18 protein-coding genes and 2 pseudogenes are annotated in these 16,228 nt (G+C 56.2%); 3 read left to right on the top strand and 17 right to left on the bottom strand.

Annotated features, from left to right (window positions below; translation table 11 throughout):
- Positions 1-263 precede the first annotated feature (263 nt).
- From fliR to fliF, 13 genes and pseudogenes are all read right to left on the bottom strand, one after another.
- A pseudogene (fliR, locus tag HMPREF3143_RS17730) lies at positions 264-1,056 on the bottom strand (flagellar biosynthetic protein FliR); the annotation flags it as partial.
- Between the two features lie 7 nt (positions 1,057-1,063).
- Positions 1,064-1,333 carry a flagellar biosynthesis protein FliQ gene (fliQ, locus tag HMPREF3143_RS17735; RefSeq protein ID WP_008500315.1) on the bottom strand — a complete coding sequence of 90 codons (270 nt, stop codon included), beginning with the start codon at positions 1,331-1,333 and terminating at the stop codon, positions 1,064-1,066.
- A 9-nt stretch (positions 1,334-1,342) separates the two neighbouring features.
- A complete protein-coding gene (fliP, locus tag HMPREF3143_RS17740; protein ID WP_008500316.1) occupies positions 1,343-2,080 on the bottom strand; it encodes a flagellar type III secretion system pore protein FliP in 738 nt (245 codons plus the stop codon).
- The gene (gene fliO / locus HMPREF3143_RS17745; protein WP_070533879.1) at positions 2,080-2,454 is read right to left on the bottom strand and encodes a flagellar biosynthetic protein FliO; all 375 of its coding nucleotides are present in this window, start codon (positions 2,452-2,454) and stop codon (positions 2,080-2,082) included. The genes fliP and fliO overlap by 1 nt, the downstream gene beginning before the upstream one ends.
- A 2-nt stretch (positions 2,455-2,456) precedes the next feature.
- Positions 2,457-2,870 (bottom strand): flagellar motor switch protein FliN, encoded by a 414-nt coding sequence (gene fliN, locus HMPREF3143_RS17750; protein WP_008500318.1) that lies wholly within the window; start codon positions 2,868-2,870, stop codon positions 2,457-2,459.
- Positions 2,867-3,871 (bottom strand): flagellar motor switch protein FliM, encoded by a 1,005-nt coding sequence (gene fliM / locus HMPREF3143_RS17755; RefSeq protein ID WP_008500320.1) that lies wholly within the window; start codon positions 3,869-3,871, stop codon positions 2,867-2,869. The genes fliN and fliM overlap by 4 nt, the downstream gene beginning before the upstream one ends.
- A gap of 4 nt (positions 3,872-3,875) precedes the next feature.
- Entirely contained in the window at positions 3,876-4,346 is a 471-nt protein-coding gene (gene fliL / locus HMPREF3143_RS17760) for a flagellar basal body-associated protein FliL (RefSeq protein ID WP_021241388.1), read from the bottom strand.
- Positions 4,347-4,452: 106 nt separating this feature from the next.
- A complete protein-coding gene (fliK, locus tag HMPREF3143_RS17765) occupies positions 4,453-5,685 on the bottom strand; it encodes a flagellar hook length control protein FliK (protein ID WP_070533881.1) in 1,233 nt (410 codons plus the stop codon).
- The gene (fliJ, locus tag HMPREF3143_RS17770) at positions 5,682-6,125 is read right to left on the bottom strand and encodes a flagellar export protein FliJ (protein ID WP_021241386.1); all 444 of its coding nucleotides are present in this window, start codon (positions 6,123-6,125) and stop codon (positions 5,682-5,684) included. Before fliJ ends, fliK begins: the two co-directional genes overlap by 4 nt.
- 21 nt (positions 6,126-6,146) lie before the next feature.
- Positions 6,147-7,517, bottom strand: a complete 1,371-nt coding sequence (gene fliI, locus HMPREF3143_RS17775) for a flagellar protein export ATPase FliI (protein WP_008500325.1) — start codon at positions 7,515-7,517, stop codon at positions 6,147-6,149.
- A complete protein-coding gene (gene fliH / locus HMPREF3143_RS17780) occupies positions 7,517-8,224 on the bottom strand; it encodes a flagellar assembly protein FliH (RefSeq protein ID WP_008500326.1) in 708 nt (235 codons plus the stop codon). Before fliH ends, fliI begins: the two co-directional genes overlap by 1 nt.
- Positions 8,217-9,215 carry a flagellar motor switch protein FliG gene (gene fliG / locus HMPREF3143_RS17785; RefSeq protein ID WP_008500327.1) on the bottom strand — a complete coding sequence of 333 codons (999 nt, stop codon included), beginning with the start codon at positions 9,213-9,215 and terminating at the stop codon, positions 8,217-8,219. Before fliG ends, fliH begins: the two co-directional genes overlap by 8 nt.
- Positions 9,208-10,887 (bottom strand): flagellar basal-body MS-ring/collar protein FliF, encoded by a 1,680-nt coding sequence (fliF, locus tag HMPREF3143_RS17790; RefSeq protein ID WP_021241384.1) that lies wholly within the window; start codon positions 10,885-10,887, stop codon positions 9,208-9,210. The genes fliG and fliF overlap by 8 nt, the downstream gene beginning before the upstream one ends.
- A 228-nt stretch (positions 10,888-11,115) precedes the next feature.
- Here fliF and fliE point away from each other — a divergent pair, with 228 nt between their 5' ends.
- Positions 11,116-11,430 carry a flagellar hook-basal body complex protein FliE gene (fliE, locus tag HMPREF3143_RS17795; protein ID WP_008500329.1) on the top strand — a complete coding sequence of 105 codons (315 nt, stop codon included), beginning with the start codon at positions 11,116-11,118 and terminating at the stop codon, positions 11,428-11,430.
- A 74-nt stretch (positions 11,431-11,504) separates the two neighbouring features.
- Positions 11,505-11,918, top strand: a complete 414-nt coding sequence (yedD, locus tag HMPREF3143_RS17800) for a lipoprotein YedD (RefSeq protein ID WP_023293875.1) — start codon at positions 11,505-11,507, stop codon at positions 11,916-11,918.
- A 93-nt stretch (positions 11,919-12,011) separates the two neighbouring features.
- Here yedD and amyA read toward each other — a convergent pair whose 3' ends face one another.
- The 4 genes from amyA to fliD form a co-directional block, all read right to left on the bottom strand.
- Entirely contained in the window at positions 12,012-13,499 is a 1,488-nt protein-coding gene (gene amyA / locus HMPREF3143_RS17805) for an alpha-amylase (protein WP_070533889.1), read from the bottom strand.
- A 103-nt stretch (positions 13,500-13,602) separates the two neighbouring features.
- The gene (gene fliT / locus HMPREF3143_RS17810; RefSeq protein ID WP_021241381.1) at positions 13,603-13,962 is read right to left on the bottom strand and encodes a flagella biosynthesis regulatory protein FliT; all 360 of its coding nucleotides are present in this window, start codon (positions 13,960-13,962) and stop codon (positions 13,603-13,605) included.
- Positions 13,962-14,372, bottom strand: coding sequence for a flagellar export chaperone FliS (gene fliS, locus HMPREF3143_RS17815; RefSeq protein ID WP_021241380.1), 411 nt, complete (start codon positions 14,370-14,372; stop codon positions 13,962-13,964). The genes fliT and fliS overlap by 1 nt, the downstream gene beginning before the upstream one ends.
- Before the next feature lie 24 nt (positions 14,373-14,396).
- Complete coding sequence (gene fliD / locus HMPREF3143_RS17820; RefSeq protein WP_023293879.1) at positions 14,397-15,800, bottom strand: flagellar filament capping protein FliD; 1,404 nt, start codon at positions 15,798-15,800, stop codon at positions 14,397-14,399.
- Between the two features lie 238 nt (positions 15,801-16,038).
- Here fliD and HMPREF3143_RS17825 point away from each other — a divergent pair.
- Positions 16,039-16,228: pseudogene (locus HMPREF3143_RS17825) on the top strand (flagellin FliC); the annotation flags it as partial.

Raw genomic sequence — 16,228 nt, forward strand, 5'->3', positions numbered from 1 at the left:
CGATAATTCACCATCTGCCTGAGAGCTCAAAACAGCCATACGGGATGGAAAAAAATAATAAACCTGTGAGCATGACAAAGACTTTCAGGCGGACTCACTATCCCGTAAAGTTACGTATAATTTGCCAGGAATCTTCTTAAAGTAAAGTAAATATTAAGTATTGTGAGGTGGTTAGAAACAATTAAACCGCGTCAGATATATCCTGGAAGATGTTTTTCGCGTTTTATTTTAGGAATATCCTCAGAAAGACAGTAGCAACAGTACGGTCTATTATTTACGAGGCAGTTCGCTGACAATATCCGCTAACAGGTTGAATATCTCGCCGAATAAATGTTCACAGAAGGGAGCGATAAGTGGCATCAGTAATGACATTAATAAAATCCCGACCGTCAGCGTTAACGGAAAACCAATGACAAACACCGAAAGCTGCGGTGCCATTCGGTTGAGTAAACCTAACGCCAGGTTGACGGTCAGCAGCAGGGTGATGATCGGCAGCGCCAGCATCAGCCCGTTGAGGAAGATCAGCCCCGCCGCGCGGGTGAGCGCCAGAAACGCATTGCTGTTCACCGGATTTTCGCCAATCGGCAGCGTATGGAACGTGTCCACCAGCATGGAGATAAGCCACAGATGGCCGTTGAACGACAGGAACAGCAGCATGGCGAGCAGATCGATAATGCGCGCCAGCACGGGCATGTTGAGATGACTGCCAGGGTCAACAAACGTGGCGAACGATAGCCCCATCTGCAGGCCAATCAGTTCCCCCGCGGTACGCACCGCGGCAAAGGCAAGCTGCATGGTAAAGCCAACGGCGACGCCAATCATCACCTGCTGCAGGGCCACCCATACCGCATTCGCCGAGAAGATCGGAATATCCACCGGCGGAAGAGACGGGGCGACGATAATGGAGATGATGATGCCCAGCCCCACTTTGACACGCTTGGGGATCGATTTCTCGCTGAGAATGGGGGCGGTAGAGATCAGCGCCATGATGCGCAGCATCGGCCAAAAATAGACGCCGAGCCACTGAACCCACTGGTCGCTGGTGAAGTGCAGCATCGTCAGGTCAGCCGATGATGTACGGCAGGTTGGTAAACAGGTTGCGCATATAGTCCAGCAGCAGGTTCAGCATCCACGGCCCGGCCACGATAATCGCCACGAACACGGCGATGATTTTCGGGATGAATGACAGCGTCATTTCGTTAATCTGCGTGGCGGCCTGGAGAATACTGATAATCAGACCGGTAACCAGCGCGACAAGCAGCAGCGGCGCGGCAACGGCAATCGCGATTTTCATCGCCTCCGTGCCCATCATCATGACCGATTCGGGTGTCATTGCCGTTCCTTAACTGTAGAAACTCTGCGCCAGCGAGCTGACCAGCAGCTGCCAGCCGTCGACCAGCACAAAGAGCATGATCTTAAAGGGCAGGGCGATGGTCGCGGGCGGCACCATCATCATCCCGAGCGCCATCAGGACGCTGGCGATCACCAGGTCGATAATCAGGAACGGAATAAAGATGGTAAAGCCAATCTGGAATGCGGTTTTCAGCTCGCTGGTCACATAGGCGGGCAGCAGAATACGCATGGGTACCGCTTCCGGTCCCTGCAGCTCGCCGGTGTTGGACAGGCGGGCAAAGAGGGCCAGGTCGGCTTCACGCGTCTGACGCAGCATAAATTCCCGCAGCGGCTGCGCGCCTTTATCCAGCGCTTCCTGCATGGAGATTTTATCTTCGCTGAACGGCTGGTAGGCGTCGGTGTAAATCTTATCGATCACCGGCGACATAATGAAAAAGGTCAAAAACAGCGCCAGCCCGAGCAGAACCTGGTTTGGCGGAGCGGAAGGGGTGCCGAGCGCGTTTCGCAGCAGACCAAAAACGATGATGATGCGGGTGAAGCTGGTCATCATCAGCAGGATGGCCGGAATAAACGTCAGCGAGGTGATGAACACCAGCGTCTGAACCGGAAGCGACCAGCTTTGGCCGCCGCCCGCGAGCGGGGTAGAAACCAGACCGGGCAGTTGCGCATAGACCGCGGGAGCAAACAGGCCAACGCCCGCAAGCGTCAGGGATAACAAACGGCGCATCAGGATCTCCCGGAACGCTTGAGCAAACTCTTCATCACGGACTGGAAATCCGCAGGGGCCTCTGCACGCTCGTCCACCACAACAGGGGCGGGCGGCAGTTTATGTAACACGCTGATGTTTGACGCCGTGACGCCCAGGACCAGGCGCGCATCGTCCACCTCGACGATGACCACGCGTTCACGCGGCCCCAGCGTAGTGCTGGCGCTGACCTTCAGCCCGCGGGCACCGGCGGTTTTCCCCGCCAGGCCAAAGCGCTTCGCCAGCCAGGCGGCGATAAGAATAAAGGCAATAATACCGAACAACGCCCCGCTCACCTGGAGCAGAGGCGAGCCGGGAATGGCAGAAGGTTGCGATACTGTTGCCTGGGTTTTCATGCTTAACGGCTCAGACGACGCATACGTTCAGACGGGGTAATGATGTCGGTGATGCGTACGCCGTATTTATCGGCCACCACCACCACTTCACCCTGAGCAATCAGATAGCCGTTGATCAGGATATCCAGCGGCTCGCCGGCCAGACCGTCAAGGGCGACTACAGAGCCCTGCGTCAGGCGCAGCAGCTCTTTAATGGTCATGCGGGTGCGTCCCAGCTCAACGGTCAGCTTAACCGGGATATCCATAATCAGGTCGATATCCTGCAGCGTGCCGCTGACGTCACCGCCGCCGAGCTGCTGGAATACGGCATCCGCTGCGCTTTTGGCCGGGGTCGCTTTTTGCTCGTTTAACGCGTCAGCCCACAGATCGTCCAGTGCTCCGCTGTTTTCATCGGACGGATTGTTCATGTCACTCATTTGGGCTGTTCCTCATTCAGCGAATTCAAAATCGGGTTGATCAAGTGCTCAACGCGTAACGCATACTGACCGTTAATCGTGCCGTACTGGCTTGTCAGCACGGGGACACCATCCACATGGGCAATAATGCGGTCGGGTTTTTCTATCGGCAAAACATCACCGGGTTGTAATTTCAGGATCTGAGATAACCGCAGCGGGATATCGGCGAAGCTCGCCACCAGCTCAAGCTGCGAATGCTGGACCTGGCGGACCAGGTTTTCACGCCAGTTCTGGTCTTCGTTGCGGGAGTTCTCCAGCGGCGGGTTAACCAGCAGCTCGCGCAGCGGTTCGATCATGCTGAACGGCAGGCAGATGTTGAACTCGCCGGTCAGGTTACCGATCTCCACGTGGAACGGCGTATTCACGACGATATCGTTCGGGGAGGTGGTGATATTGGTAAATTTCACCTGCATCTCAGAACGGACGTACTCCACTTCCAGCGGGTTAATCGCTTTCCACGCGTCGCTGTAGGACTCCAGCGCCAGCTTCAGCATGCGGTTAATGACGCGCTGTTCGGTGTGGGTGAATTCGCGACCTTCTACTTTGGTCGGGAAACGCCCGTCGCCGCCGAACAGGTTATCCACCGCGATGAACACCAGGCTTGGCGAAAACACCACCAGACCGGTGCCGCGCAGCGGCTTCAGATGAATCAGGTTAAGGTTGGTTGGCACCGGCAGGTTGCGGGCAAACTCGTGATACGGCTGAATGCGGATCGCACCCACCGTAATATCCGGGCTACGACGCAGCAGGTTAAACAGCCCCATACGGAACTGACGTGCAAAACGTTCGTTAATGATCTCCAGCGCCTGCAGACGTTCACGTACCACGCGACGCTGGGTATTCGGGTCATAGGGACGAATATCGCTATCGCCGCCAATACCCGGTTGCGGATCATCACTTTTATCGCTGTCGCCGTTGAGCAGCGCATCGATTTCTGCCTGAGAAAGAATACTGTCGCCCATGTCGTTACCGCAGAATGAAGGCTGTATACAGAACGTCAGTGACTTCCTGCTTAGGTTGGCCGTTTACCAGCGGGGTCGCCAGCGTTTGTTTAATGGCGTCGACCAGCTTTTGCTTACCCACATCGGTGGCCAGCGCCGAAGCGTCCTGACGAGAGAACAGCAGCAGAAGGCGGCTACGCACCTCCGGAAGATAATCATTCAGACGCGCGCGCGTGGCTTCATCCTTCAGGCGCAGCGTAATACCGACATACAGCACACGATCCGCGTCACCGAGGTTCACGGTGAAGGTGTCCAGAGGGAAAAATACCGGCGCCGGCGGGGGTGCAGGTTCGGCTTTGGCCGCAGCGGTCGAAGGTTCCTGCTGCATACGCCAGTAACTATAGCCCGCGGTAGCGCAGGCGGCGAGCGTGATCAACACCAGCAGCGGGATCCAGATGGAACGCTTACTTTTTTTGGTGATAGCGGAGTCAGTCATCTGATACGAGCTTCCTGTTTCGGTACAGCTTAATAAGGTGATTATCCCGTGTCCTGCTGTCGTCAAAGCGTGGAAAAGACGGGGATAATCACGCTACCTCTGGCGTTTAGGCGAAGATGTCTACGGCACTGTTACCGCGCGCGGCGGATTGCAGAGCGGCAGGGACAGGCAGTAACTCATCGCTCTCGTCATTAAAGCCGCCGGTGTTGCCGGAACGCGAAGCCTGGTGCTGCTGCTGGGATGAGGACTGCTGCTGCCCGGCAAAGCTCTCGCTGCTGACGCTGCTTTGCGCAAGCTGAATGCCGTTCTCCGCCAGTGAGGTTCGCAGGACCGGCAGCGCGGCTTCCAGCGCCGCACGGACATGGCTGTGCGCAGAAACCATCTGCAGCTGCGCCTGGTTATCATCCAGCTTAAGCGAAATTTGCACCTGACCCAGATCTTCCGGGTGCAGACGCAGCTCGGCTGTCTGCTGGCCCTGTTTAGTGAACAGGGTGATGTGCTGGCTCAGGGACTGCTGCCATTCATGCGTACCCAGAGGCTGGCTTAACACCGGCGCGGTGGCGACGGTGGCGGCCGTCTGACTGGTCGCATGGCTGGACATAATCGGTGCCAGGGTTGCCGTCGGTGAGGCTGAGGAGGAGGAACTGGCAAGCTCCTGCTTCTCTGCCGTTGCGGCCACGGCCGGCGTGGCCGGCGCGTTACCCGACAGGGCCGGGTCGCTGTTTTTCGCCTGGCTCTGATAAGGCGCAGCACTCTGGGCTTTATCATGGCTTCCCGGAAGCGCGTTCAGGGACGGCTGGCCCGCGCCGTTTTGCGTCAGCGCCGCTGAACTCAGCGTTGCGGTGGCGGGCACACCGTCACTGCCTGCCGCACGTGAGGTGCTGGTCTGCTGGTGCGGCAGCATGGCCATCAGCGCGCTTAACCCGGCCAGCTCCTCTTCGCTCAGCTCGCTTTTGCCGTCATCTTTGCTGTTGACCGCATTAAGCGTTTTCAGGGCATCACCCTTTGACAGCGGCACCAGCCCGGATACCCGCGTATCAAGCGACGTGACGGACGACGTTTCATCGCCATTCAGCGCAGTTTGACGCGAGAGCAGGTCGGCAATTTTGGCCTGCAGGGTGGTATCCCCTTTGGCGTCCTGAGCAACGTGGGACAGCTTGCTGCCGGCGGCTTTCAGGTCAGCCAGCGTCAGGGGCGCATCGTTGCCCTTGCCCGTCGCGTCCGACAGGGCGCCCGCAAGCAGCGCGAGAAAGTCCTGTGCACCGTCGGTGCCTTTTCCTGTCTGCGTACCGCCTGACAGGTCGCTGTCGCTCATCAGCAGTTGTTGCAGTGTGATCATTCCGGTTTCCTCATTGATGCGCGCTGGGCAAACTCATCCATTTTTTTCTGATCCAGGCGGTTTTCCGCCAGGGTCGTTGCCGCAATCTGTCGGTCCTGTAAGGTCTGCCAGGCCTGCAGTCGCTGCTTCTTCTCGCGCCAGAAATTCAGCGCGGTATCGACTTTCTGGGTCCACTGGTGAAGCTGCTGGCGATGCTGATCTATCGCCTTCTCCAGCGTCTGGATAAATTGCTGATAGTTAATCCAGCGCTGGCTTCCAATGCCCTGTGTCATATCGGTATTGAGGTTGGTGCGATATTCATGCTGATAGTCGATTAACATCTTCAACTGTTCTTCAGCCTGCTGGCACCCGCGTCGCATTGCGCCAAGCTGCAATGCGGCATCATCAACTTCTTTTTCAGCCAGATCTTTCAGCGTTGATAACGCGCTGTTTTGCGCCATGACCTTCGCCCTCCACCTGTGTTACACCTGCGGGAAAATCAGCTCCAGAGCCTGAATTGAATCTTCCCAGTCGGCACGTTCAAAAATGCCTTGTTGCAAAAATGCCTCCAGCTGCGGCCACAGGGTAATCGCTTTGTCGAGCATCGGGTCGCTGCCTTTGGCATACGCCCCCACGCTGACCAGATCGCGGTTGCGCTGGAAGCTGGAGAGGAGTTGTTTAAAGTTACGCACGCGGGCGTAGTGTTTCTCGGTTATCAGCGCCGTCATCGCGCGGCTGATAGAGGCTTCAATATCTATCGCCGGATAGTGTCCGGCTTCGGCCAGACGACGAGACAGCACGATATGACCGTCAAGGATCGCGCGCGCGGAGTCGGCAATCGGATCCTGCTGGTCATCGCCTTCGGTCAGCACCGTATAGAACGCGGTGATGGAGCCGCCGCCGCTGATGCCGTTCCCCGCACGTTCCACCAGGGCAGGGAGTTTGGCGAAGACCGAAGGCGGGTAGCCTTTGGTCGCCGGTGGCTCACCGATAGCCAGCGCGATTTCACGCTGCGCCATCGCGTAGCGGGTCAGCGAATCCATAATCAGCAGCACGTGCTTGCCGCGGTCACGGAAATCTTCGGCGATGCGGGTGGCATAGGCTGCCCCCTGCATACGCAGTAACGGCGACACGTCCGCCGGTGCGGCAATGACCACCGAGCGGGCACGGCCTTCCGCACCCAGAATGTTTTCAATAAAGTCTTTTACTTCACGACCGCGCTCGCCGATCAGGCCCACGACGATCACATCGGCCTGCGTATAGCGCGCCATCATGCCGAGCAGGACGGATTTACCCACGCCTGACCCGGCGAAGAGGCCCATACGTTGCCCGCGTCCCACGGTCAGCAGGGCGTTAATCGGTCGCACGCCGGTGTCGAGCACATGCTCGATAGGGGTACGCTGCAGGGGGTTAAACGGCTGGGTAATTAATGCGCCGGTTTCGGTGGTGTCCGGGGAGGGCAGCCCGTCGAGCGGCTTCCCGCTGCCGTCCAGCACGCGACCCAGCAGGGCAGGACCAAGCGGCAGCTGTTTCCCGCTTTGCAGCCCATCGCCGGACGTGTTTTTGGCATACACGCGCGCGCCGGGCAGAATACCTTCCACCTCTTCAAGCGGCATCAGGAACAGGCGCTGGCCGTTGAACCCGACCACTTCGCTTTCTACTTCACGCGTTTCCAGACCGTCCTGACGCTCAATCACGCAGGTCGCGCCCAGCGGAAGCTGCAGGCCGGTGGCCTCCAGGACCAGACCGGTGGCGCGCGTCAGCCGCCCATAACGACGAACAGAGGGCAGTTGCGCCATCTTCGTCTCAAAGTTGTCGAGCGTGGTGAGCCAGCGGGTGAGGCGTGCGGTCATCAGACGACTCCCGGTGCCGCCAGGCGACACAGTTCCTGCCAGCGGGTGGCGACGCTGGCATCCAGATCGCCTTCATCGGCAGAAACTTTGCAGCCGCCGTGATGTAACGACGGGTCGCCGCGCAGACGCCAGCCGTGCAGGTTTAGCGTCGCGCCCAGGCTCTCTTCCACGCGCTGCAGGTCGTCCGGGTGGACGCGCAGCTGCGGCTTACCGCTGAACAGCGGCTCCTGCTGCAGCAGACCCTGAATTTGTTTGATTAGCGCGGTGTTATCCACCACGGGCGTCTGGCCGATCACCTGACGCGCGGCTTCCAGCGCCATCTGCATCAGTCGCGAGGCAATCACGCTGTCCAGCGCGTCCAGCGTGTGCTGAAACTCGCTGACCAGCTGCTGCATGCGGGCATGGATCGGCGCCTGCTGCTGGCGCGCCTGATCGATACCGTGCTCTAACCCTTTCGCCAGGCCTTCCTGATACCCCAGCTCGTGGCCTTTCTGCCGGCCTTCGTTCAGACCGGCATTGTAGCCCTGCTCGTGCGCCTGCATTTGCAGCTGAGCCAGCATCTGTGCTTGCTGCTCCTCTTCGCTCAGCTCGGGCTGCTCGACGTCCGGGTCAAGCGCCTCGGTCGGGATCGCGGCTGGCGTGAACTCGGAGAGGGGAGGGGCCAGATCGTCCGGCGTCCAGCGCTTCCACGGCAGCTCATTAGACATAGGTGTCGTCTCCGCTGCCAATCACCATCTCGCCGGTTTCCGCCAGACGACGAACGATAAGCAGAATGGCTTTCTGTTCGTTTTCCACCTGAGACAGACGAACCGGACCGCGGTTGGCAAGGTCGTCGCGCAGGATATCGGCCGCACGTTGAGACATGTTGCGCAGGAACTTCTCGCGCAGCGGCTGCTCGGCGCCTTTGAGGGCGATAAGCAGCGACTCGGAATCCACTTCCTGGAGCAGGCGCTGGATGCTGCGGTCGTCCACTTCGACGAGGTTTTCGAACAGGAACATCTCGTCGATGATTTTCTGTGCCAGCTCGCCGTCGAATTCGCGAACCGCCGTAATGACGGCCTCTTCCTGCTGCGTTTTCATCAGGTTGATGATTTCTGCCGCCGTTCTCACGCCGCCCATTTTGCTGCGCTTGAGGTTCTGGCCGTCGAGCAGGTTGTTCAGCACCTCGGTCAGCTCCGCCAGCGCGGCAGGCTGGACGCCGCCGAAGGTGGCGATACGCAGCATCACATCGTGACGCAGGCGCTCTTCGAACAGCGCCAGAATATCGGCCGCCTGACCACGTTTGAGGTGGACAAGGATGGTGGCGATAATCTGCGGGTGCTCGTCGCGAATAAGGTCGGCGGCACTCTGCGGTTCCATAAAGTTAAGCGTTTCGATACCGCTGGCGGTATCGCGCGTTTCCAGAATGTCTTCCAGCAGGCTGGCGGCACGCTCTTCGCCCAGCGCCTTGACCAGCACGGAACGCAGGTAGTCGTTGGCGTTGACGTTCAGCGCGGCAAACTGTTCGGCTTCCTGCTCAAACTCCGACAGCACTTCGGTCAGCTGCTTGTTGGAGATTTGACGCACGTTGGCCATCGCCGCACTGAGAATTTGCACTTCCCGCTGGGAGAGGTGTTTAAACACCTCCGCCGCGCGATCTTCGCCAATGGTCATCAGCAGGATGACGCTTTTATCGGTGCCCGTAAGCGTATTACTCATGTTCGTTACCCATCCACTGACGGATGACCAGCGCCACGACGCGCGGATCGTTATCTGACATTTCGCGAATGCGCTGGCTCATCACCTCGGCACCCATGCGCTGGTTAGCGCGGCGCTGCTGCATCTGTTCATCTTTGCTGAGGCGCACTTCAACCGCTTCTTCCGTTTCCTGACGCGCATTCATCTGCTCGCGAGCCGCTTTTTCGGCTTCAGCACGGCGCTGGAGCTGAGGACGAACGCCCTTGCGCCACAGCAGCCACGCGACAATCAGCACCAGCAGCCAGCGTCCTGCGGACATCAGCTGGTCGATAAACGCCTGCTGTTGCCAGAACGGCAGTTCACCGCCGGTCTCTTCCACCGAGTTGAACGGTGAGTTCACCACGTTGAGGGTATCGCCGCGCTTCTCGGAGTAACCCATCGCTTCACGGGTCAGGTTTTCAATCTGCTTCATCTGCTCGGCGGTCAACGGCAACGGTTTGCCATCCGCCAGCGTTTTGTAGTTCACCACTACCGCCACGGAAAGACGCTGAATATCGCCCACGTTCAGTTTAGTGTGGCGAATCGTTCTATCCACTTCGTAGTTCGTGGTTTCGTTACGGCTGCTGTTTCGTGGACCGCTGTTCGTCGCCGTTGAGGTGGTCTGCTGGTTATTCTGCTGGCCGTTCTGCTGATTGGCCGGCGGCGTAGAGATCGGCGCCGCGTTAGCCGGGGCAGGCTGGTTAGACAGCGCGCCCGGCACGCCGCCCGGGTTTGCGCCGCCAATCTGCTCGCTGGTGTTGATCTGGCGCGAACGCATAACCGCCTGCGCCGCATCGCCGTTCGGGCTGTACTGCTCTTCGGTTTGTTCTTTATTCGAGAAGTCGATCTGCGCGGTGACCTGCGCGTGCACGTTGCTGTTGCCCACCACCGGACCCAGGATCGCTTCGATACGGCGCTGGAGACGGCTTTCCACATCGGCGGCATATTTCAGCTGCGCGTCATTCAGATCGCGACCGGCGGTATTGGATTGCGTCAGCAGGTGACCGCTCTGGTCAACCAGCGTCACGTTACCCGGCGGCAGACCGGCCACGGCGCTGGAGACGAGATGCGTCACCGCGCTGATTTGCCCTTCGTCCAGCGCGCGTCCAGGCTCAAGGTTCACGGTCACGGAAGCCGAAGGCGATTTCTGTTCGCGGACAAATAAGGAAGGTTTAGGCATCGCCAGGTGCACGCGGGCGCTCTTCACCGGGCCTAATGTTTCAATGGTGCGGGCCAGCTCACCTTCCAGCGCACGCTGGTAGTTCACCTGCTCGCTGAACTGGCTGATACCGAATTTTTCCTGATCCAGCAGCTCAAAGCCTACCGCGCCGCCTTTTGGCAGCCCCTGCTGGGCCAGACGCAGACGCAGTTCGTGCACCTTATCTGCCGGGACCTCCAGCGCACCGCCATTATCGGCAAAGCGATAAGGGATGTTCATCTGGGTCAGCTGGGTGACGATGGCGCCGCCATCCTGATCGGAAAGGTTACTGTAGAGCGTCCGGTAATCAGGGCTTTTCGCCCACAGGACCATCGCTACAAGGATCGCAATTGCGGCAGCGCCTGCCACGATCAACGGGATTTTAGGATTCGCGCGAAGGCGGTTCATCCACTCGAGTGATTTATTCTGCGGCGCTGTCGATGCTGTTGCACTCATTGCGCACCTCTTAAATCCTGGTGGTTTACGTTATTCGTGTAGAGAAACAAAACTGACTCCCGGGTCGGCAAACACGACAAATGTTCCATATTGATGGCCCTGCCATTATTTGATGATTCGTGATTTTCTATGCGTCAAATAACCTGGTTTTTTCATGCTATTTACCGCCATTATCTTATTGACAAGCTGTTAGTCTTGACCGCGTAAAAAACCATCCAGGGGAGAGTCATGGCTATACAGGGCATTGAAGGGGTAATCAGTCAGCTGCAGGCAACGGCGATGACGGCCCGTAATCAGAATGTGGCAGATCAGCAGCCGAGCATCAGCTTTGCAGGGCAACTGCATGCCGCTCTTGACCGTATCAGTGATACCCAGACCGCAGCGCGCACGCAGGCAGAGAAATTCACCCTCGGCGAGCCGGGCGTGGCGCTGAATGATGTGATGACCGATTTGCAAAAAGCCTCGGTTTCCCTGCAGATGGGGATCCAGGTGCGTAACAAGCTGGTGTCGGCTTATCAAGAGGTCATGGGGATGCAGGTCTAAGACCTGTCGATCTTCGCTGGCAGCCGCAGCGCTTTAATGCCACAATATTTTTTTCTTCGAATGCAGGAAAGATGATGAAAAAAATAGCAATTGCTGGCGCGCTGCTGGCACTGACCGGGTGCGTTCAGGTCGATAATTATAAAGAGGTGATCAAGCATCCTGTCCCGGCGCATCTGGCGGGATACTGGCAGTCAAAAGGGCCGCAGAGCAAAATGGTCAGCCCTGAAGCGATTGCCACGCTGGTGGTGACGGAAGAGGGCGATACGCTGGACTGCCGTCAGTGGCAGCGCGTGATTGCCGTGCCGGGTAAAATCATGCTGCGTTCAGACAGTTATTACAACGTGACGCGCAAGCTGGATATCTATCCGCTGGAGCGCGATGGCTCGACGCTTGAGTACGACGGGCTGGAGCTGCAGAAGGTCGATCGCCCAACGGTTGAGTGTGCCGATTACCTGAGCAAGCATCCGCTGGAGAGTAAACTACCGTAGCCGTTTGTTGCCGGGTGGCGCTGACGCTTACCCGGCCTACAAAAGTGCTTTCCCGTAGGCCGGGTAAGGCGAAGCCGCCACCCGGCATTATTTCTACAGTGCATCCTCAATTACCCACACGCTTACGCTTCCGCCTTTGCAGGTAAACGTCCCTTCGCCATCCGCCGCCGTGGTGACCGTTTCTTCGCGATTGCCGAGAAAATCACGCCACGTTTTGTTGCCGTAGTTTTCCCCCAGGCAAATTACCTTCTCGCCGTCGTCCCCGTTCGACATCACCACCACGCAGCCGGGATCGTCTTCCGTGCCGCTGCGGCTGAAGGCGATGCAGTTAGGATGGTCAAAAAAGAGCGTCTGCACGCCGTGGGCAAATCGCTGGCGCGCGAGGATTAGCTCGTGGAGCTGCTCAATCACAGGCATATCAATATGGTACGTTTCACCGTCTCCACCCTTATCGTCATAGCTGGCGCCAAAGAGGTCAGGATAAAAGACGCTCGGCACGCCATTTTCCCGCAGCAGGATCAGCGCATACGCCAGCGGTTTAAACCAGGCTTCGACCGGGGCTTCCAGCGCCTGCAAAGGCTGGGTGTCATGGTTTGCGACGAGGGTCACCGCATGAAACGGATCGGCTTCCACCAGCGTGCCGGTAAAGATTTGGCTCATGTCGTAATCCCGGCCCTGACGTGACGCCTCGTGGAATTTCATCTGCAGGGGGGCATCAAACAGCATGGTTTTGCCTTCGACCTGGTCGATATAGGCCTGAAGTTTATCCACCTCATGGGACCAGTATTCCGCCACGATAAACAGCGGCTGGTCGGCGACCTCCTGGACGTGGTCAATCCACTCTTTGTAAAACCAGGCGGGAATATGCTTGACGGCGTCCAGACGAAAACCGTCGCAGCGCGTCTGTTCCATGACCCAGCGGGCCCAGTATTTGATCTCCTCGGTGACGGCGTGATTGCGAAAGTCGATATTTTCGCCCATCAGATAATCGAAGTTACCCATCTCATCATCAACCTGATCGTTCCAGCCTTCGCCGGTGTAGTCGTTGACGATTTTAAAAATGCCGTCTTCATCGGGGTTTTCAATGTGGTCGACGCCGCTGAAGCATTTGTAGTCCCAGATAAACTGCGAATATTGCCCGGCGCGGGCAGGGAAGGTATAGCGGGTCCAGGCTTCACACTCGATGACCTCATCGTCGATCTGCGTGCGATCCTGCTCGTTCACGCGCTGAACGCGGATGGGCTCTTTTTCATCGGCACCCATTTTGTGGTTCACCACCACGTCCAGCAGTACGGCAATGTCGTTGCGCTTGAGGGCGTCGATGGCTTCCAGCAGCTGCGCTTTGTCACCGTATTTCGTGGCGATACTGCCTTTCTGGTCAAACTCGCCCAGATCGAACAGGTCATAGGAGTCATACCCGACAGAATACCCGCCTGACGCACCTTTATAGGCGGGCGGGAGCCAGATCATGTTAATGCCGATTTCGTTAAGATTGGGGGCTAACGCCGTGACCTCTCGCCACAATTCACCGCCAGCAGGGTAGTACCAGTGAAAACATTGTAACAGGGTGGGGTTTTTCATCATCCGTGCTCCATATTGAGAACACAGTGAGTATGGGTGAAATGAGAATAAAACGCGGATGAAATAACAAAATATTATTCATCCGCAAACTACCATATTCAGACTAGAGATCTGATGGAAAGAGAACATTTCCTGATAAACGTCCATATGTTGAGTTCAGATTATGTTGTCTCGACGTCTGTCCAACTAATGCTTTCAGCTCTTCCATACGCTGGTGCAGCAAGGTTTTCAACTCGATTTCATTATCGAGTATTTTTTTCAGAATAGGGCGTATTTGAGCCTGAATATGAGGCGGAATTTCGCTGGCATCCTGGAACATAGTCAGTCTTTCAACTGATGTCAGGTAGTCAACTTCGTAAGCGATAAGCTCATCCCAGCGCCCCGCCTGGGTGAGAACAAGCATAGTGTTACTGGTTGTTAATAACTGCTGATAATGTTGGAGCAAGCCGAGATGGACGTCCATTAGTAATTGTCCCGCATGTTTTGAGAATGAGGGCCTATCTCTTTCCAGGCATCAGCAATATTATTGAGTAACTCCACTACTTCATTAATGGCATTGATGTCGTTATGAAGATTAGCCTGTAAAAGACGCCTGGTCATATAGTCATAAAGACTATCGAGATTTGCCGCCAGGTCGCCACCAATCTCATGGTTTAGACCTGACTGCAAACCGTTACTGATGATATTGATTGCTTTACTTATGGCCTGCCCTTTACCGGGAATATCACCTTGTTCAATCAAAATGATGGCTTTCTTCATAGCGCTTAATGCGCCATCAAAAAGAAGCACAACCAGTTGATGTGGGCTGGCACTCAGAACGGCCGATTCAACGCCGACCTGAGCATATGCCTGAATTCCCGATTTTGTATACATGGTAAAACCTCAATTCATCAGTTATTAACGGTTCATGGCGTTGAACTGTTGGGTCAGATAGCTTCCGGTCTGATCCATCTTTGAGACAAGCTGGCTCAGACTGGTAAATTGCGTTTTATAACGTGCCATGGTGGCAGTGATCTGCGCGTTTACGCGATCGTATTCGTCCGACAGTTTTTTCAGCGTCTTGTTGATGCCCGCGGTGGCATTCTGTACGGAACCATCAGTTCCGAGCATGTCTTTCAGCAGACTGCTGGTCTGGGTGGCAAAACCGGTGGTTTTTCCATCGCCGGACAGGAATGCGACGACGTCGGCCGATTTTTCGTTCAGTGCCTTGTTGAGTTTGGTACTGTCCACCGTCAGCTTACCGGTGATATCCTGCGTAATCCCAATCTGCGATAAGGTGGCCAGATCGCCTGAGCCCTGACTAGCCGAAATCATCGAGCGCAGGCGGGTCTGAATATTACGTAGCGTTCCGTCGCCCAACAGGTCACCGTTGCTGCTGTCCTGGTTGGTGCTTCCCTGATCTACCGCCGTATATTTCGTCTGATTGGCAATGGTGGTCTGCAGAGAGTTATACGCATCCACAAAAGCCTGAATGGCATCGGTCATTGGCTGGTTGTCTTTGACAATTGACAATGTCTCCGGGCTGCCTTTATTGGTCTTCGTCAGGTTTAGGGTAACGCCCTCTGGTGCATCCGTGATGGCATTACTGCTACGAACGATCTCGATACCGTTGATATTGACTTTAGCGTCGGCAGCTGGAACCTGTTCACTCATCACATTGGTGGCGCTGGATGGATTGTAGCTGACGTATTGCGCCAGTTGACTATCATCCGTGGTAATGGTCATCTCGTTTGCTGTACCGGTATCACGGGAAGTCAGCGCTAAGTAATAACTGTTGTCATCCGCTTTGATGATGCTGGCGCTTACGCTTCCCTGCTTGGCGTTAATAGCGTCACGCACATCGGCAAGGCTTGTCTTATCGCTCGCCAGGGTGATTGTTAACGGATCTTTCTGCCCCGGCTGAGTGATTGTGAGGGTGCGCGTGCTCATGCTGCTGTCGCCGAGTTCTGTATCCTTGCTGCCGACTTTAGGGCTCAACAGAGACTGCGCTGCCGCCAGTTGCGTTACTTCAACGGAATAAGATCCTGCAGCTGCGCTGCTGGCAAGCGTCGCACTAAACGCTGTGTTAGTGCTGGAAACCTTTGATTGTGCAATAGCAGAGGTATTTTTTAATGCATCTGAAGCAGTCTGTAATTTAGTGAGTGCTGTCTGCACCACCCCCCATGCTGTCAGCTTGGCTTTATATGACGTTTGCTGGGTAGTGATAGGCTTTAGCTTGGTTTGCTCAGCTGTCTGTAAATTGTCATACAACGTATTGAGGTCCAGTGAAGTACCTGCGCCGAGTGAACTAATACTTGCCATTTTTTCATCCTTTATTGAGACAATCGCTGGATGGTCTATCGGCAGAAACGAGAAAAAGATTAGCGTTATTTAAAAAAAACAATGCGTAAATAAAGAGGGAGAAATTCGGGCAGTTTACAGGTTTAAAAAAATGATTTTTTTTCCTAAAGCTTGAGAAAGGGCGGTCGATAACCTCATTGACGGTGAGAAAGCCGTAGGCAGATGCCTAAATCTGATAACTTTTTCAAAGGAATACATCATGGCTGTTATTAATACTAACACCCTGTCTCTGATGACTCAGAACAACCTGAGCAAATCTCAGTCTTCTCTGGGCACCGCGATCGAGCGTCTGTCCTCCGGTCTGCGTATCAACAGCGCGAAAGACGACGCTGCTGGTCAGGCGATTGCTAACCGTTTCACCTCTAACATCAACGGTCTGACCGTTGCTG

Origin of the sequence: Enterobacter sp. HMSC16D10, from assembly GCF_001807145.1 — a bacterium.
Classification (GTDB): domain Bacteria; phylum Pseudomonadota; class Gammaproteobacteria; order Enterobacterales; family Enterobacteriaceae; genus Enterobacter; species Enterobacter roggenkampii.

Excerpts from the sequence above, each read along its gene's own strand:
- fliK (WP_070533881.1), bottom strand. The coding sequence starts at position 5,685 with ATGATCACACTGCAACAACTGCTGATGAGCGACAGCGACCTGTCAGGC.
- fliM (WP_008500320.1), bottom strand. The coding sequence starts at position 3,871 with ATGGGCGACAGTATTCTTTCTCAGGCAGAAATCGATGCGCTGCTCAAC.
- fliJ (WP_021241386.1), bottom strand. The coding sequence starts at position 6,125 with ATGGCGCAAAACAGCGCGTTATCAACGCTGAAAGATCTGGCTGAAAAA.
- fliH (WP_008500326.1), bottom strand. The coding sequence starts at position 8,224 with ATGTCTAATGAGCTGCCGTGGAAGCGCTGGACGCCGGACGATCTGGCC.
- fliL (WP_021241388.1), bottom strand. The coding sequence starts at position 4,346 with ATGACTGACTCCGCTATCACCAAAAAAAGTAAGCGTTCCATCTGGATC.
- fliP (WP_008500316.1), bottom strand. The coding sequence starts at position 2,080 with ATGCGCCGTTTGTTATCCCTGACGCTTGCGGGCGTTGGCCTGTTTGCT.
- fliI (WP_008500325.1), bottom strand. The coding sequence starts at position 7,517 with ATGACCGCACGCCTCACCCGCTGGCTCACCACGCTCGACAACTTTGAG.
- fliE (WP_008500329.1), top strand. The coding sequence starts at position 11,116 with ATGGCTATACAGGGCATTGAAGGGGTAATCAGTCAGCTGCAGGCAACG.
- fliD (WP_023293879.1), bottom strand. The coding sequence starts at position 15,800 with ATGGCAAGTATTAGTTCACTCGGCGCAGGTACTTCACTGGACCTCAAT.
- amyA (WP_070533889.1), bottom strand. The coding sequence starts at position 13,499 with ATGAAAAACCCCACCCTGTTACAATGTTTTCACTGGTACTACCCTGCT.
- fliT (WP_021241381.1), bottom strand. The coding sequence starts at position 13,962 with ATGGACGTCCATCTCGGCTTGCTCCAACATTATCAGCAGTTATTAACA.
- fliF (WP_021241384.1), bottom strand. The coding sequence starts at position 10,887 with ATGAGTGCAACAGCATCGACAGCGCCGCAGAATAAATCACTCGAGTGG.
- fliQ (WP_008500315.1), bottom strand. The coding sequence starts at position 1,333 with ATGACACCCGAATCGGTCATGATGATGGGCACGGAGGCGATGAAAATC.
- yedD (WP_023293875.1), top strand. The coding sequence starts at position 11,505 with ATGAAAAAAATAGCAATTGCTGGCGCGCTGCTGGCACTGACCGGGTGC.
- fliN (WP_008500318.1), bottom strand. The coding sequence starts at position 2,870 with ATGAGTGACATGAACAATCCGTCCGATGAAAACAGCGGAGCACTGGAC.
- fliG (WP_008500327.1), bottom strand. The coding sequence starts at position 9,215 with ATGAGTAATACGCTTACGGGCACCGATAAAAGCGTCATCCTGCTGATG.
- fliO (WP_070533879.1), bottom strand. The coding sequence starts at position 2,454 with ATGAAAACCCAGGCAACAGTATCGCAACCTTCTGCCATTCCCGGCTCG.
- fliS (WP_021241380.1), bottom strand. The coding sequence starts at position 14,372 with ATGTATACAAAATCGGGAATTCAGGCATATGCTCAGGTCGGCGTTGAA.